The following is a 16,519-nucleotide window of genomic DNA, read 5'->3' on the forward strand; positions in this document are numbered from 1 at the left end:
ACAGATAATATGTTCACTATTTTGATATTTGAGATTGTCTACTGTATATTCATTGAGTTCTTGTCTCAATTTTTTAGTTTCTGTATCTAATTCTATCAGTTTTTGAGTCATTATGTCTGACTGAGATTTAATTTTATTAAATTCAGTTTGTGCTTCTTTTACTGCTTTCTGCAATTTTGTATATTCTTCCGGTGCAGCCGCAGTTTGTACTTGTCTTTCTAAGGTGAGAATTTCTTCTTCATAATTAGTTAATTCATCTAATTGCTTTTGGGCGTTATTTTGGGAAACTTGTAACCGATAGGTTATATTGTCAAGTAAACTTAAACTTTCTTCATCTCCATTTAACCAAGTATTTTCTGTTGATAAGTTATTAGTATATAAGTTATTGATATCTTCAGCTAAAAAAGATTGAATATTAGTAAGTTTATTAGTTTCTAGATTTAATTGTTGTAACCAATTTAGTAATCTTTCATCTCTAGCAATTAATACATCTTTCGCTAATTGGATTTGTTGAGTTTTCAGTTCCTTTTCTCCCTGTCTTTGCACTTGAGATAATAAAGGACTAATTAAGGCTAAAGGTAAAACATCAGCAGCTAATTCACACAAAGATTCACGGACGTTATTAGCAACTTTGATTTTTTCTTCTCTTTGTTGTTCTAATTGGCTACGTTCAGCGGCAATTTTACCACCTTCATTCACAAATCTATCTAAAGCTTCTTCATGAATTTTTTCTAATTCTGTAACTTGAGTATTTATATCTTCTAGTTTTATCTGATTGTTTTTGTATTCTTCCTGTTTTTCATGGATTCGGGTTTCAATTACTTCTAATTTTGCTAAATCTTTAGTATCTGCAAATTCTCGTCTTTTACGATTTACTAATATTTCTAAATCAATTGCTAATTTATCGGCTAATTCTAAACCCAAAAGTCCGTTAATCGCATCTACAACTATGGGCGGCGGTATTTCCTGTTCTGCAAGTTCTTTAACTTGTTCACCGTCAAAGAGAAATAAATTGGAAATGCCTATAGGTAAGATATTTTCTATATATTCGTCCCAAATATTTACTAATGAATCAATTGGCCATGTTTCATCATCTCCTAATATTCCTAAATGGTCTTTTCCGTCTTTGGGATTTTTTTCCCAAGTCCTGACAACCCGATATTTTATGGGTCTATCTTCTTCGATATGTTCAAAAACTAATTCAATTCTAGTCTTTTCTGTGGGGGTACTTTTACTATTCACGCATTGGGTAAGAAAATCACTATAACTCAAATTTCCCCTGGTTGAACATTGGGCGCGTTGTCCATATAATGCGAGGCGAATGGCATCCATAAGGGTAGTTTTTCCGCCGCCGTTCATTCCTCCTAATAAAATAATTGGGCGGGTGTTGTCTTCGTCAATTTGGGGGTTGAGGTTGATGATTTGTTTTCCAGCATAAGGACCGAAGTTTTGCAGGACTAATTCTAGGAAGATCATGGGTTTTTGGGTTGGGTATTCTAGTTTTTTTAAACGAACCACAGAGGCACAGAGGACACGGAGAAAGAGAGAAAGGAGATATTTATCTCGTTCCCTGTCTCTGACAGGGAATGCTGTCAAGAGGCTCTGCCTCGGTTATAATGAGTTGAGGTAGAACCTCAAGATTGGCATTCCCAGCCAGAGGCTAGGAACGAGGGTGGGGAGGATATTCTATTGGTCTGGGTTATCATCTGGGTCTTTTTGTGCATATTTGAAGTTAGCCCAAGTTTGTGGTTTAGACTCTTGTTTTTCGGCGGTATCTCCTAAACTTAATTGTCTGAATTTTTCCCGAATTGTGGCAACATCTCCTTCTAATGCTGCTTGTCTTAAATCCCGTTTTAAATGGGCATTTGCGATCGCTTTTTCTGGTGAACGGGAACTTGTATCAAAGCATTTTTCTAGGCTTTCGTAGATACCCACACGGCGAGTTTTTTTCTTGAATTGTCTTTCTGTATCTAATAGTCTAGCCATTAATTCTAGGTGCATTTCGTCACCTTCACAAATTTCTTCTAATACTCCCCATTCATCACTACCAAGTATGCTTTGATCTGCACCAGGACGAGGATCTTTAAATACTTCTCCTGTGACTTCTTCATATATTCGGGGTAAGCTATCATCAAATTCGTGTCTTTCTTCTAACCATATTCGGCGAATTTCACTCAATTCTTCTATAGTAAGTAGGGTGATGTCACGCATATTTTCTGGTGCTGTTTGACGAATTTGCTTTTCAACTGTTAGCAGCTTTCTTAACCAATCTTCCCGCGCTTCTTTAAGATATGGACCAGGAATAGGTTCAATAGATACTTCACCTTCTAAATTACGCTCATACAGTTGGACACCTCCACGTCTACGGCGAAAGTCTCTCCGGTCACGATTCTCTTCTAAATCTAATTCTTTGCGAAAATCTAATAATGGTTGCATCCATTCTTTTTCTTCATCATTTTGAATCATTGCTGTTAATGATTTATCTTGACTAACAAGGGTACAAACCCAGCAACCAAAACGAGAACTTCCACAACTAGGAGTAGTTGTATCAACAACTAAAGGACATTCATTATCAGCAGATGCACCTCGATAAATAGCAAATAATTCTTTATTACTGTATTTCCAGGGATTTTCCCATTGCATTAAATAAATCCATACATCATCATTTTCCCAATCTTCAATAGGACTATAAACTAAAGAGTTTGGTAAGTTCATATTAGGACTTAGATGATCTCTTACTCGCTGGGATTCTAATTTTTTCATTCTATTGGCGCGTTTTATACTTTCAGCTTTCCGCGTTCCCAATACAACAATTGCTTCTCCATTGTTACGAATAACATCACGAATAAACCGATTAGAAGGATTAATTTTCAGACGTTCTGTACACCAACGAAATTTCCCTCTTGGGGCTGGATAACCTTTACCAATTAAACCTACCCAGAATGTTTCTTTAAAATCTGGTCTTAATAAATGGGGTTCAAATGGTAATCCTTGCGCTTGTGACTCAGATTTCATTTGTTTTAGAGAATTACGTACCCAAGCCGCAACAATAGGATTTTCTACCAGTGTGTCCGTAGTAATGACATATATTTTTTTTGTTCGCTTTTCGGGTGGGAGTTCAGCGATCGCATTCCATACAAGTTGTAAAGTAGCAGTGCTGTCTTTTCCGCCCGAATAGCCTACTACCCAAGGTATTTGATCTAAACAATACAATTCTTGAATTTCTGTAGTCAGAGATTGAATATCTTCAATTAACTCTGCTACAGCAGAGCTTTGCTGATTTTTATTTTCTGGTTGTTGTGTTGTATTCATTGTTGTTATTCCTTAAGTAAACACACATTTTTATCAATTTATTTGTTACTCTATTTAATTAACGAGCACCTTTGAGAGCAAAATTCGTCGGCACACAAACAGAGTCCGCACGGGCGGACTCTAATGATTTTATTTGTATGATATATAACTAAATACATAACCACGACCTACAGTTGGTTTTGGTTAGGGGATCAATTTCTAACTATAACATTTTTTAAGCTTTTTTAAAAAATGAATTATTATACCGAATGTTTTAAACAGGATAAGCTATTTTATGTAGTCTAGTTTTCAAAAAATCACATGAATGATAGTACAAATACACTAAATAATCAACTCGCTAACGAGTATCTAGAACGGGAAAATCAGGATAAACAGGTATTAGCTTTACTGCTAGACAGGTTTTTAGAGAAGAAAGACCAAATTCTTGTCCAAAAGACAGAAATGGGTGGTACTGAGGCTTATGTAGGTTCTGTAACCTTGGAATGGTTTGCGGGACGCGTACATTTTGCGTCTGGTTTACCCCTGCTGCAAAAAAAGTACAACCCAGAGACAGAGAATATTGAAATTGATGCTGATAGTATTGATGACATTCAGCAACGCCCTGTTGACTGGTCACGTCAAGCACCGTTAGTACAGTATTTAGCAGCGAGGAAAAATCATAAATTTCCGGCTGTACTAGTAGTAATTAATCAACCTTGGGTAGATAACCCCAAAGCAGCAGAGTGGGATAGTCAAGGACGGGCTAAAAAAGCGACTACTGATTTTATACCTTTAGACAAAGATGGTAAAGTCGGTTTACTGAATATTTCTGAAGACAATGTGACAATTTATGCTTTAGATGGTCAGCATAGATTAATGGGTGTCCAAGGTTTGATGGAGTTAATTAAATCTGGTAAACTGCAACGTTATAAAAAGGATAAAACTGCTGATGAAAGTTTTATTACTCTATCTGATTTGATTGAGAAATATCAAGTAGAACCTGCTTATTTACAAAATTTATCTAAAGAAAAAATTGGCATTGAATTTATTTGTGCTGTGAATACTGGGGAAACTCATGCAGAAGCAAAACGACGGGTAAGATCCATTTTTGTTCATGTAAATTTAATGGCTGCACCTTTAACTAAAGGTCAGTTAGCACAATTAAATGAAGATGATGGTTTTGCTATTGTAGCGCGAAAAATTGCGGTTACACATCCACTTTTAGAACAAAAACCCAATCGCAATCCCCGTGTTAATTGGAATAGTGCCACAGTAGCTGCTAATTCTACGGTTTTGACGACCTTGCAAGCCTTACAAGATATGTCCGAAAGGTATTTGGGTCAAAAGTTCCCCCACTGGAAACCTTTGGAAAAAGGGTTAATTCCCATGCGTCCAGAAAATGAAGAAATTCAGGAAGGAATTGCCGATTTTAGACTACTTTTTGATAATTTAGCGAATCTTCCCAGTTATAAAATATTGGAACATGAAGATACAACTGTTTTGCGACGCTTCCATTTTGAGAAAGACGGAGGTGAGGGAAATATGTTATTTCGTCCAGTTTCTCAAGTTGCTTTAGCGCAAGCTTTGGGAACTTTGGTATTTAAAAAAGATTTTGCTTTGACGGATATTTTTAAGAAGTTGGAGAAATTTGACCGTCAAGGGGGTTTTAGCAGTATGGAATATCCTCAATCTATATGGTATGGGGTTTTATATGACCCCAATAAAAAGCGGGTACAAATAGCAGGAAAAGATTTAGCTGTGAAGTTATTCATTTATATGTTGGGAGGAATGACTGAAAAAATGGAAGTTACTGCTTTACGTAAAGCTTTAGCTAATGCTAGGACGACAGAAGAACAAACTATAGGTTTTGATGGAAAATTGGTGAAACCCCAGGATGTAGGGCTTCCAGTTATACTGAGTTAGACAAATTAGCGAGTAATATCACTCTGTGGTTTTCACGGATGTTCAATACCACCGATGTTGTTTACTATGTTTTTTAACATCGCTAAGTGTATCAGCATTTATATGACTCAATTGAACGAAGAAAATAACAACGATATTACTCCTGAAGTAAAAGCTCAGTTTAGCTCATTTATAGAGCCATTCTTTTCTAAATACCATCGTGAACGCTGTTATCCAGGTTTGATTCTTCGTCACGGTAAGCGAAGAATGCTACAAATTAATATACCACCTGGAGATTTTCCTGCACTTTTAGTAATCAAACCTGCTACTGAGAATGATCCTGATTCAGGTAGACAACGCCCAGAAGTACCAGGCCATGCTGATGAGATCAAAAATTATATTATCGAGCAAGCGCAAAAAGGGAAACCTTGGATTTTGGGGACATTGACAGCAAATGTAGCTCTAGGAAAAATAAATATTCTTGAATTTGGGAGAGGTATTTGTTTAGTTGTAATCCCTCGTGGAGTAAAGTTAGAGATTACAGATGGTCAACATCGTAAGAGTGCTATTCAAAAATTGATTGAAGGTGATACAAGTGACTTAATTAGTGATGATGATTTTCCAATTACGCTGGTTTTAGAAGAAGACCTTGATCAGTGTAAAAAAGATTTTCGAGATATGGCTCAAACGAAAAAACTAGATAAAGCTTTGCTATTGTCATTCGGTGTATCTGAAGGTCGTATTGGTATTACTAAAAAATTAGTAGAACAAGTACACATCTTTCATAATAAGACAGATAAGGTTCATGATAATCCGCGTGTTACAAAGGGATTTATTTACACAAATAACTACATAGCGAGGGCTGTAAGTTGTTCTTTTACTAATTATCCTGAAGCTGAACTTAGCGACTATGATGTAGCTATATCATCTAATTCCCTCTCTAATTGTCTCAATGAGTTTTTCTATGAATGTAGTAATACTAGATATATTTCTGTAAAAAAAGCAGAAGATTTGACTGTTGCTGAGATCAGGAAATTTAAGGATGAATGTCTATTGGGTGTGAGTGTGGGACTGGAAGTTTTGGCTAGACTACTACATTTAACTTACAACAAAGAAAGTAATTATTTTGATGAAACAAAAGTTTCCCAACTTGCAAAAATAGGTTGGACAAGAGATAATCCAATTTGGGAAAATACTTTAATCAGAATAGATCCTAACCCAAAAAATCCGAATAAGCGTTATAAACTATCTACAGGTGCAAATGCAGTAACAGATGCAGTTAAAAAGATTAAATATGAATTAGGATGGACAGATAACTCTTCCTATTAAACATACCCTAACTCAACTGAGGAATTTAGTTAAATCAAATTCCTCTTCTTCTTTTGGATTATTTGCTCTTTCATAACTGAGAAATAGTAAAATCCGCTCAGAATAATCTACCGCACCTCTTAACTCATTTTGTAATATTTCTAGTCCACCATTAGCGTATTCTTCAAAGATTCCATTGCGTTGTTTTTCGTATTCTTCCTCATAAGGAGATAAAATTGCAATATCGTGAGTTTCAATAATTCCCAATAATTTAATTAACATATCATGTCCCATCGTAGCGAAATATTCTAACCTAATTGGTGATGGTTCACGTTTAGAAATTTCTCCCAAAGGAACACGCTTTTTATGCTTTACACCCAAAGCAGCAGCAAAAACAATCACATCAGCGAAAGTCTGAAAAGGGCCAGTTCCCCCATCAGCAGAAGTTAAACTTTTCACCAACTCAGCTTTATCCTTAGCAACCCTGATTCTACCAGTTTCCGCCATAATTATAAAATATATACCCTTAACATCATAAACCAAACTTAACCTACTAATACCACAAACGCGCGCTCTTCTCCGCGCCTCTGCGACTCTGCGTGATAAAAAAATCCATCAGACTCACGCAAAATATCTTTGAAACCTTCTTTCCTTCCTGTCCTTCGCTTCTATCCCTTCGGGACGCTACGCGAACGTGGTTCATTCCTTCATAACCTGCGCGAAACAAAAAATCAAAAAATATCCTCATAAACCAGAGAAAGAGGAAACGTAAAATCAACACTAACTAAATGTACATTATCACCCTCAACAAAAGGATGTAACTCCCATAAACCCCTATCATTTAAGCGAAAACAATCCAAACCGATTTTATCAGCACTAATTAAAACATATTCTTGCAAAGATTCAATCCGTCTATACTGCTGAAACTTTCCCCCCCTATCATAAGCTTCCGTACTTGGAGAAAGCACCTCAACAATTAAGCAAGGAAATTGAATAAACTTAATAGCTTGTTTATCCCGTTCATCACAACTTACCATGACATCAGGATAATGAAACGGACCATTTTCCGATATACCCACTTTAGCATCTGCCATAAAAGGACGACAATTACCACCCCGCAAATGATTTTTTAACCCAGAAGCCAAATTTAAAGCAATAGTAGTATGGGGAATAGTTCCCCCAGTCATAGCAAAAACTTCACCATTGATATATTCATATTTAATATTTTGCTGTTCCTCCCACTCCAAATACTCCAAAGGACTCATATAACTTTTCTCAAAATTAGCAACCATAACATTTACCTCCTGATTTTGCGTAAAACTAATTAACTAAAAATTTGCAACAACCAGCGATTAACTTCACCATCATCTTGAGTTAAACTGCGTTGAATAGCTTCTTGAACAGTAGATATTTGCAAACCTGGTAAAACCTTTGAATCCTCAATTCTCCTACTTCCACCATCAATAATTTCAAAAGCAATAATATCATTATTATTAGCATCCATAACCCAATATTCCTTTACCCCCAACCGTTCATAGAGTAATCGCTTAAAACCCAAATCATCATTAATAGAAGAAACAGCAACTTCCACAACTAAAGTCGGTGCTGTTAACTCATTAATATTGACAGGAGAATTATTCAAAGGTGGAAATGTTATCTTATCCCCAATATAAAAAGCTAAATCAGGTTGACATTCTCCCTCACTTGTTCTGCGAAAACTGGTATTTACCCAGCCTTTAATCTTAATATTTTTCAATGTCGCATAAAAATTCACAACATTTGCAACAACATTATTATTATTTCCATGAATTGAACCAACAGGTGACATTTCTACCCTCATATAATTTTGATAAAAATAAAATCTTCCTTGCTGATAATCAGAATGTTCAGCAACCTCCATAAACTCATCCCAACTCACACTTACCCACGTATCCGTCACCAAACTTAAAGAACTAACAACCATTTCTTTCTTCCTTTGCGCCTTTGCGTGAGATATATTAATTTCGTTCAACCTCAACAATTTCCGTATATTCAAAACCATTCAAACTCTGTCGAACTAAAGCATATCTTTCTCTCCCCAACTCAATAAAATCCTGTTCACAATTAGGCTTAGAAGAATAATAAACCAAAACATATTCCTTCCCCACCTTATCAGCAATTTCCTCCTCAACCTCAACCCGCCACTGAGTCTTAGTCACCAACACAACCAACTGATTTGCTAACTTAGGAATAGTTCGCGCAATGTGACGACGAGAATTAACATCTAAACTCCCAAAAGGAGAATCCATAACAATCGGAAAAGTGCTACTTTCAGGAAGCATAATCATTTTTCGCTTCTCACTCCAGTCACGCACCTTATCAATAATACTAGCGATAAAAGATAAACTGAGAACTTGATTTTCCCCCGTCGAAGCTGCGACTGGTGCTTCAATTCCCGTCGTATTTTCCACCAAACTTAATTCATACTTTTCGCTAATTTTAGGAACATAAGGAGTAAAAGACATATCCGAAAAAATTTCCTGTACTCGCTGTTCTAATTGCAGACGAAATTGATTTTCTTGACGGTTTTTAACTTCTGATAACCGTTCAATAGCATCTTGAGTAGCATTAATCCGACGCTGTGCTAAAGATTGTTTTTCCTCATTTTGTTTTTGCTTAGATATTTGTTTTATCAAAGCATCAATATCAGTTTTTAGGTGAGAAACTTCCTGTTGATTTGCACCCTGTTCTCGATTTAATTCATCAATTTTGGCTTCAATTTCATCAAGACGTTTTTGTAAACTGCTAATTTCCTCATTGGGATCTTTTCGCAGTTGTTCTTGAATAGTCGCTAATTCCAATTCAACTTGATTGAGATTTTCCCTTAACTGTTGAATTCTGGCTTGTTCCCTGTCTGCTTCTTCCCAAAAATCAACTGCTTGTTTATCAATTTCATCAACTTGTGCGCTCATTCTAATTGCGGTTTCTTCCACAGTTGAAGAACCTGCTTTTCTCATTAAATTCTTCACATGAAAATGAGTATGAGTTCCTTCCCTTAAATCTGCACCACAAATACAACGTCCACTATTGAGTAAATCATTGACAAATTCCCGGGAAATTCCTGCTGTTAATTCACCCTTTTGTTTTAAATCTGTGAATATTTCCCGAAACTTAGCAGTAGTTTCCGATAACAGCACAGTATAACCCCGTGCGGAAATAGTCTTTTTCAAATTCTCCCGTGTTTTCTTCAACTCTTCCCGTAAACTATCTTTTTGCGATTCTAAACTTTGCTTTCTTTCCTGTAATTCCTTAACAGCACTCAAATCTCGTAACTTATTACTAACTTCCTTTTTAAAAGTTTGCTGATATTCCAACTCTTGATTTATTTCCGTTTGACGTTTATTAATGTTTTCAATTTCCAGTTCTTGCTTTTCTTGCTGAGTTAATAACTGTTTAGTTTCCGCGTCACCAATATGTTTTAACTCAGTTTCTAAACTCTTTTTAGCATCTTTCAAATGTTTAATCGACAGTTCAATAACTTCCACACCCAAAAAAGTTCTAATTGCTTCTGCAATTTCCGCTTTATTATCAGAACGGACAATTTCTTCAATCCGTTCACCGTCAAAGAAAAAATATTGATGTAAACTTGCTGGTAAAATCTGAGTAATGATTTCCTCAGCTTGCTGAAGTGGGAAATACCATTTTCCGTCATCTCCAGCAACTTGAATTTTTAACTGAGTTTTCCCAGCTTCGATTACATCACTTTCATTTTTGTAAACCCGACAACCACGAGTAGCGCGATAACGATTACCTTCATGTTCCCAACCAACTTCCACCCAACATTCCACCGGTTGACTAGGTTGAGATTCTGCGATCGCGCGTTTATTTACTAACTGTTCAGTTGACGCAAAAGCCGCACTAAACTTTTCATATAAAACCCAAGTAAATGCATTCAAAATACTAGTTTTACCTGCGCCATTACTACCATAAATCATAGTAGTATTGCGAACATCTCCACCAGCTAAAGTTATTTCTGGTGTCTTCCCATAAAAAGAACGAAAATTACATAATTTAATCGAAGTTAGCTTCATTGCACCGCTTCCTTCACAATAGTGAGAATATCATCATTAATATGACCCTTACTCTTTCTATCTAATCGGCTTTTCTCCAATCTCCACACCTTCTCAATAATTTGCTTTACCTCCGGTGGTGCGGTGGTAATTGGTTCTTGAACATCTTCAATATTTGCTTCTGGTATCATTTTTAAAACAGCGGTAGATTTATTTTCTATTTTAACCAGTTCTGATACTATAGACATAACCCACGCAAAAATTCTCTAAAACCCTTCTTTTCTTCCTTAGTGTCCTTCGCTTCTTCGTGGTTCATTTCTCATAATTCCTATATAAATACAAGTATAAATTGATATTTAAGTAGAAAAAAATTCTTTTTTTTGGGTTTTAGGGGTTGACTCGCGCCGCCAGGCGTGATATTCTGATAATGGAAATGTGTGCCTAAATAAAAATTTTATCACCACTCCATTATATTAATATAGCACATCGCCAGCGATGTTGCAAACCAACTTCCCAAAAAAAAATTTTGCGCCTAACGCAAAACTGAGAAATTGTGTAGAATTGCTAGGTGTAACGTTCAAGCTAGATAATGGATTTTAATCTCCAAGCACCTTTTGTCCCCACCGGTGATCAACCACAAGCGATCGCACAACTTTCTGCTAGTATTCAAAAAGGAAATCATTATCAAACATTACTGGGTGCGACAGGAACTGGGAAGACATTCTCCATAGCCGCAGTCATTGAAAAAGTCGGTAGACCTACCCTAGTATTAGCACATAATAAGACATTAGCTGCCCAGTTGTGTAACGAACTGCGGGAGTTTTTTCCTAATAATGCAGTTGAGTATTTTGTTAGTTATTACGATTACTATCAACCGGAAGCATACATTCCTGTTACTGATACTTATATAGAAAAAACATCAGCGATTAATGAAGAAATAGATATGTTACGACATTCCGCCACTCGTTCCTTATTTGAACGCAAGGATGTGATTGTCGTCGCCTCAATTAGTTGTATTTACGGTTTAGGAATGCCGGCGGAATACCTCAAAGCCGCAATTCGGTTACAATTGGGAATGGAAATTGATCCGCGTCAAGTTTTACGAGATTTAACCGCAGTTCAATATACTCGGAATGATATCGAAATGGGGAGAGGAAAATTTCGAGTTCGTGGTGATGTTTTAGAAATTTCTCCTGCTTATGAAGATAGAATTATTAGAGTTGAATTCTTTGGTGATGAAATTGATGCAATTAGATATGTAGATCCTGTTAGTGGGGAAATTCTCCACAGTTTAGAAGCAGTAAATATCTACCCAGCGCGTCACTTTGTTACCCCCAAAGAAAGAGTAGAAATAGCTTGTGAAGATATCGCCACCGAATTAAAACAGCAACAATTAACATTAGAATCAATGGGGAAATTAGTTGAAGCGCAACGCATTGACCAACGTACCCGTTATGATTTGGAAATGTTACGAGAAGTGGGATATTGTAACGGCGTAGAAAATTATTCTCGTCATTTAGCAGGAAGACAAGCGGGAGAACCACCAGAATGTTTAATTGATTATTTTCCCAAAGATTGGTTATTAGTAATAGATGAATCTCATGTTACCGTTCCCCAAATTCGCGGAATGTATAATGGAGATCAAGCGAGGAAAAAAGTATTAATAGATCATGGTTTTCGGCTTCCCAGTGCTGCGGATAATCGTCCTTTACAAGCCGAAGAATTTTGGCAAAAAGTCAATCAATGTATTTTCGTTTCTGCGACTCCAGGAAATTGGGAATTAGAAATTTCGGAAGAGAATATTATTGAACAAGTAATTAGACCGACGGGAGTAATTGACCCAGAAATATTTGTGCGTCCCACAGAAGGACAAATTGATGATTTATTAGGAGAAATAAAAGATCGAGTTGACCGTCAAGAAAGAACTTTAGTAACAACATTAACTAAACGCATGGCGGAGGATTTGACTGAATATTTAGAAGAGAGAGGAATTAGAATCAGATATTTGCATTCAGAAATTAATTCCATTCAACGGATTGAGATTTTACAAGATTTGCGAAATGGTGTTTTTGATGTGTTAGTCGGTGTCAATTTATTGCGGGAAGGTTTAGATTTACCCGAAGTTTCTTTAGTTGCAATTATGGACGCAGATAAGGAAGGATTTTTGCGGACTGAACGTTCTTTAATTCAAACTATTGGCCGGGCGGCGCGTCACATTAGAGGAAAGGCAATTTTATATGCTGATAAATTAACAGGGAGTATGATTAAAGCCATTGATGAAACTGATAGAAGAAGAGGAATTCAAACGGCTTATAATAAATTGCACGGAATTACGCCGCAACCGATTATTAAAAAACAAACTAATTCGATTTTATCATTTTTAGATGCTTCTCGGCGATTAAATGCCACTGATTTAAAAATGGTTGATGAACATCTAGATGAATTATCTTTGGAAGATATTCCAGAGTTAATTACCCTGTTAGAAAAACAGATGAAGGAAGCGGCGAAGAAGATGGAATTTGAAGAAGCTGCAAAATTACGCGATCGCATTAAACATCTGCGCGATAAAATGTTAGGAAGATAACATAAATGTATAATTAACGCCTTACTAACTTCTTTTGCATAGCAGCATCTTGAATAACATATTTATTGCTAGTGAACACCTGAATACCTGGAACAACACTATAATCCATATCATCAGTAATAATCTTAACTGTTCCTGCTCCTGCTATGCTAATAGCTTCGAGCATCAGCAAATCATAACCATCAACTGCTTGGGTGGTAAATAGCTTAATAGCAGCATCAGTAGTAGCATCATCTACTGTTAGTTTAATAGGAATAGCGATCGCTTTAACCTGACTCCAAACCCATTTAACTTCAGTAACTAAATTAGCCCGTTCTTCTGGATAATCATGACGGTATTTCTTAAAGTGTAAACCCGGATGAGATTGGACATAAATGTCATATTCTGTTTTCTCTATGATATGAGCAAGTTCTGCTAAAGTGAGTCCAGAGTAGGTGAGAGTAGCTCCATTTTGCAGCGTTTTGTTGATATAGTTGGGATAATCTGTAATTTGGTAAGGTTTAGCAGTAAATGCAGCGTTGGTATAAGTTTGCCAAAACCAGACATTGGTATCTACAAAGAAAATGTCACTCTGCTGTGGAGTGTCAGTTTTAATATCTATGATATCAGCTTGAATAATCGCCATACTTCAAAAACTTGCAGCCATATCTGTTATCACCGTATCCACAGCATTACGATATTTTTCATCAGAGTAATAACGTTTAGCTCTAGTCATTACGTGATTAATAACATCCCATCCATCAGCATTGAGAGAAGTAAATTCAAGCAATTGATTCAACTTCTCAGATGGGATATCTTTTAACAATTGACCAAATGCAAAATTCACAAATGGAGATGCAAAAACCTTCACTCCTGCAAAATCTAACTCCACAGTTTCATCAGTTAGTAAACATGGATGAATCTGATCATATAACTTTTGTCCACCATCAGGAGTGATGGCATACTCGCCAACTATATCGTAAACTTTATACATCATGTCCTTATCTCCCTCTCTCTAAAGCTTCAGCTTCTTGAGTTTAGGAACTTCTGAAGCTAAACAGTAGTATTTTTAATCACATCGAAAAGCCATATTGACTAGCGTTTCCGAAAAGTTAGTACAAATGTTTTCATATTTAATTCCATTATCCCCTATATTGACATAGCTGTCATTACTGAAAATCATCAGAGTTCCATGATTTTTTCTGACAAATTCCTGTAGTATGTGTAAACCTTCACCCTGTCGGATACCTTGCCGTTTGGTACTATTTCCTGGCTTAAATGCCCACTCTAGAGCCTCAATAGCTGTCATGTCCGCATTTTCGGGTAAAGTGCGAACACTATTCGGTATACCAATCCCAAAGTCGACCACCCCAACCATTTATATCCTAAGGAATGAGGATTAAATAAAGTGCAAATCTTGATGGATGTAATTTAACATTAGGTTAGACGGTCGTTATCAAGAATCGTAAGTTAATAAATCCACATTCCTACGTAGTCAGCAATGGCTATCGGGTCGTGTTGAAGATCGCTTCGATAAGGTACTGAATTACCATCCCAAGGTTTCTGATTGTAGCCAAAATCATAGAGGAACCCATTTTGAGCCAAATTCATCCGAATTTTGTCTATAAGTGTATTCCAGTGAAAAATGACATTTCCACCCCTGTATGCAAATAGGCGAACTATTCCCCCTAAAAAGGTAACACCGATGTGTCCAAGGAATTCGCAATAGTGGAAATCAATTATCAGTTCCAAGCAGTCTTCAGGGAGTTGCAATATCTCATCCCAGTCTTTCAAAAGCATCTCTACATGACGCGGATAGTCTTTTATTGTATCCACATACAGAACGGGTGGTTGATTTTTGGTAATTACTAATGACAAAACAACTCCAAATAATTATGATTCTCTATAATTTTGACAATTAGAGCCAATAATACTAGATTTCATAACCTCATTGGTTATTTTTGGCTAGAGTAGTATATTTTTATTCTTCGCATTAAGCATCTTCGAGATAAAATGTTGGGACGTTAATATATAGCATTTATGTACAAGATTTTTTTTAACGAACCACAGAGGCACAGAGAACACAGAGAAAGAGAGAAAGGAGATGTTTGTATTTTATTAGGATTGCTATATATTATCATCACAGTAATAGCATCGTGATTATTCTGTAATTTTTCCTCTAGTTAACTTAATTTGTCCCCGCTTGTTTTTACTATCAAGACGTTTTCTTTGAGAACTGCGACTTGGTTTTGTCCGTTTGCGTTTTCGAGGTAACACAGATACACTTTTAATCAGTTCTTGAAGTCGTCTGAAAGCTTCCTCTTTGTTCTGTTCTTGACTGCGATATTCCTGCGCTTTAATAACCACAACTCCCTCAAGGGTAATGCGATGATCTTTTAACTTCAAAAGCCGTTCCTTATAGATTTCTGGTAACGAAGAAGCCCCAATATCAAAGCGCAAATGAATAGCAGTAGCAACCTTGTTAACATTTTGACCACCTGCACCCTGAGAACGAATTGCACTAATTTCAATATCGCCATCAGGAATAATTACTGTCTGAGAAATTTCTATCATTTATATGCAGTAATTCATATCTATAATCCCACATTATAACATACACCAGTTTTCATATAACTGTAAACAATTATCAGCAAGAACAGCAAAAAAGAGGAAGTTTTTACTTCCTCGGAGATAAGCGGTGGTGTGTAAAGAAAAAACAACCACCTAATAATTGTTCACAATACTAAATAGACAGCACTTCTAGCCAGATCAAGAGTAAAAATTTTATTATCGTAGAAACTCAATGGACCACGATATGCTGTTTCTAAGTTATTTATACCATCATAAACAGTCGTTAAGGCAACATCAGCACCCCGTCCACCTAAGAAGGGTAAGGGTAAAGGTATAATACCAGTACCTAAAATTTGTTGTATTTGCCCTGAATTTAAGTCATCCAAAAATATCTTTTCCTGTAAGTCAGAAATTATGATTGTAGCCATGATCTTATTTCCCTATTAAACAGTGAACAGTTTTGGTAAATGTGACAAAATCGCCCTTGAATCTGCGGAAATAACTAACGATTTACCCAAGCATTAACTGTCCGAGCATAATCTATCGTATTAAATTTATTATCATGAAAGCTACCGGCTCCTTCATAAGTTGTTGAGATGGTATTTACACCATCATAAACAGTGGTTACAAAAACATTAGGACTTAGCCCTAGAGGGGGATAAAACCCTCCTAAACCTCTTCCTAATAAAACATACAATTCTGGTGGCATTAAATCATCAATAAAGGTTAACAAATGACTAGGATATAGGTCATTTATCACTATTTTCTTCATTGTCTTACCCTCTCATCTTTAGTAATTTCAACTATTTCATTCTGACATTTTTCTCTTAAAAAT

17 protein-coding genes are annotated in these 16,519 nt (G+C 36.2%); 3 read left to right on the forward strand and 14 right to left on the reverse strand.

The window, feature by feature from the left end; genetic code table 11:
• Both dndD and dndC read right to left on the reverse strand, forming a co-directional pair.
• A partial coding sequence (dndD, locus tag IQ228_RS07305; protein WP_193962533.1) for a DNA sulfur modification protein DndD occupies positions 1-1,476 on the reverse strand: 1,476 nt, incomplete at its 3' end.
• A 210-nt stretch (positions 1,477-1,686) separates the two neighbouring features.
• Positions 1,687-3,312: a DNA phosphorothioation system sulfurtransferase DndC gene (gene dndC / locus IQ228_RS07310; RefSeq protein ID WP_193962524.1), complete on the reverse strand. Its 1,626-nt coding sequence runs from the start codon at positions 3,310-3,312 to the stop codon at positions 1,687-1,689.
• Positions 3,313-3,612: 300 nt separating this feature from the next.
• On the opposite strand from dndC, the gene IQ228_RS07315 reads away from it, so the two are divergent.
• Both IQ228_RS07315 and IQ228_RS07320 read left to right on the forward strand, forming a co-directional pair.
• Positions 3,613-5,214, forward strand: a complete 1,602-nt coding sequence (locus IQ228_RS07315) for a DGQHR domain-containing protein (RefSeq protein ID WP_193962525.1) — start codon at positions 3,613-3,615, stop codon at positions 5,212-5,214.
• Positions 5,215-5,316: 102 nt separating this feature from the next.
• Positions 5,317-6,522: a DNA sulfur modification protein DndB gene (locus tag IQ228_RS07320; protein WP_193962526.1), complete on the forward strand. Its 1,206-nt coding sequence runs from the start codon at positions 5,317-5,319 to the stop codon at positions 6,520-6,522.
• A gap of 12 nt (positions 6,523-6,534) precedes the next feature.
• Here IQ228_RS07320 and IQ228_RS07325 read toward each other — a convergent pair whose 3' ends face one another.
• The 5 genes from IQ228_RS07325 to IQ228_RS07345 all read right to left on the reverse strand — a co-directional run bounded on the left by IQ228_RS07325 (position 6,535) and on the right by IQ228_RS07345 (position 10,798).
• Positions 6,535-7,008, reverse strand: a complete 474-nt coding sequence (locus IQ228_RS07325) for a DNA phosphorothioation-associated protein 4 (protein ID WP_193962527.1) — start codon at positions 7,006-7,008, stop codon at positions 6,535-6,537.
• 224 nt (positions 7,009-7,232) lie between these two features.
• Positions 7,233-7,793, reverse strand: a complete 561-nt coding sequence (locus IQ228_RS07330) for a Uma2 family endonuclease (protein ID WP_193962528.1) — start codon at positions 7,791-7,793, stop codon at positions 7,233-7,235.
• A 32-nt stretch (positions 7,794-7,825) separates the two neighbouring features.
• The gene (locus IQ228_RS07335; protein ID WP_027404591.1) at positions 7,826-8,464 is read right to left on the reverse strand and encodes a Uma2 family endonuclease; all 639 of its coding nucleotides are present in this window, start codon (positions 8,462-8,464) and stop codon (positions 7,826-7,828) included.
• 34 nt (positions 8,465-8,498) lie between these two features.
• Positions 8,499-10,571: an AAA family ATPase gene (locus IQ228_RS07340; RefSeq protein ID WP_193962529.1), complete on the reverse strand. Its 2,073-nt coding sequence runs from the start codon at positions 10,569-10,571 to the stop codon at positions 8,499-8,501.
• A complete protein-coding gene (locus tag IQ228_RS07345) occupies positions 10,568-10,798 on the reverse strand; it encodes a hypothetical protein (protein WP_035083309.1) in 231 nt (76 codons plus the stop codon). Before IQ228_RS07345 ends, IQ228_RS07340 begins: the two co-directional genes overlap by 4 nt.
• 338 nt (positions 10,799-11,136) lie before the next feature.
• Between IQ228_RS07345 and uvrB the strand changes: the two genes are divergently transcribed.
• Positions 11,137-13,134 (forward strand): excinuclease ABC subunit UvrB, encoded by a 1,998-nt coding sequence (uvrB, locus tag IQ228_RS07350; RefSeq protein WP_370566842.1) that lies wholly within the window; start codon positions 11,137-11,139, stop codon positions 13,132-13,134.
• A 13-nt stretch (positions 13,135-13,147) separates the two neighbouring features.
• Here the strand turns inward: uvrB and IQ228_RS07355 are convergent, their stop codons facing one another.
• From IQ228_RS07355 to IQ228_RS07385, 7 genes are all read right to left on the reverse strand, one after another.
• Positions 13,148-13,759 carry a hypothetical protein gene (locus IQ228_RS07355; protein WP_193962531.1) on the reverse strand — a complete coding sequence of 204 codons (612 nt, stop codon included), beginning with the start codon at positions 13,757-13,759 and terminating at the stop codon, positions 13,148-13,150.
• A 3-nt stretch (positions 13,760-13,762) separates the two neighbouring features.
• Positions 13,763-14,107: an STAS-like domain-containing protein gene (locus tag IQ228_RS07360; RefSeq protein WP_335337391.1), complete on the reverse strand. Its 345-nt coding sequence runs from the start codon at positions 14,105-14,107 to the stop codon at positions 13,763-13,765.
• 75 nt (positions 14,108-14,182) lie between these two features.
• Positions 14,183-14,491, reverse strand: coding sequence for a HAMP domain-containing histidine kinase (locus IQ228_RS07365; RefSeq protein ID WP_027404596.1), 309 nt, complete (start codon positions 14,489-14,491; stop codon positions 14,183-14,185).
• A 92-nt stretch (positions 14,492-14,583) separates the two neighbouring features.
• A complete protein-coding gene (locus IQ228_RS07370) occupies positions 14,584-14,991 on the reverse strand; it encodes a hypothetical protein (protein ID WP_051424450.1) in 408 nt (135 codons plus the stop codon).
• 282 nt (positions 14,992-15,273) lie between these two features.
• The gene (arfB, locus tag IQ228_RS07375) at positions 15,274-15,687 is read right to left on the reverse strand and encodes an alternative ribosome rescue aminoacyl-tRNA hydrolase ArfB (protein WP_193962532.1); all 414 of its coding nucleotides are present in this window, start codon (positions 15,685-15,687) and stop codon (positions 15,274-15,276) included.
• 161 nt (positions 15,688-15,848) lie between these two features.
• Positions 15,849-16,112 (reverse strand): hypothetical protein, encoded by a 264-nt coding sequence (locus IQ228_RS07380; protein WP_027404599.1) that lies wholly within the window; start codon positions 16,110-16,112, stop codon positions 15,849-15,851.
• A 74-nt stretch (positions 16,113-16,186) separates the two neighbouring features.
• A complete protein-coding gene (locus IQ228_RS07385) occupies positions 16,187-16,456 on the reverse strand; it encodes a hypothetical protein (protein WP_027404600.1) in 270 nt (89 codons plus the stop codon).
• Positions 16,457-16,519 lie beyond the last annotated feature (63 nt).

The organism is Dolichospermum sp. LEGE 00246 (assembly GCF_015207865.1).
GTDB lineage: Bacteria > Cyanobacteriota > Cyanobacteriia > Cyanobacteriales > Nostocaceae > Dolichospermum > Dolichospermum heterosporum.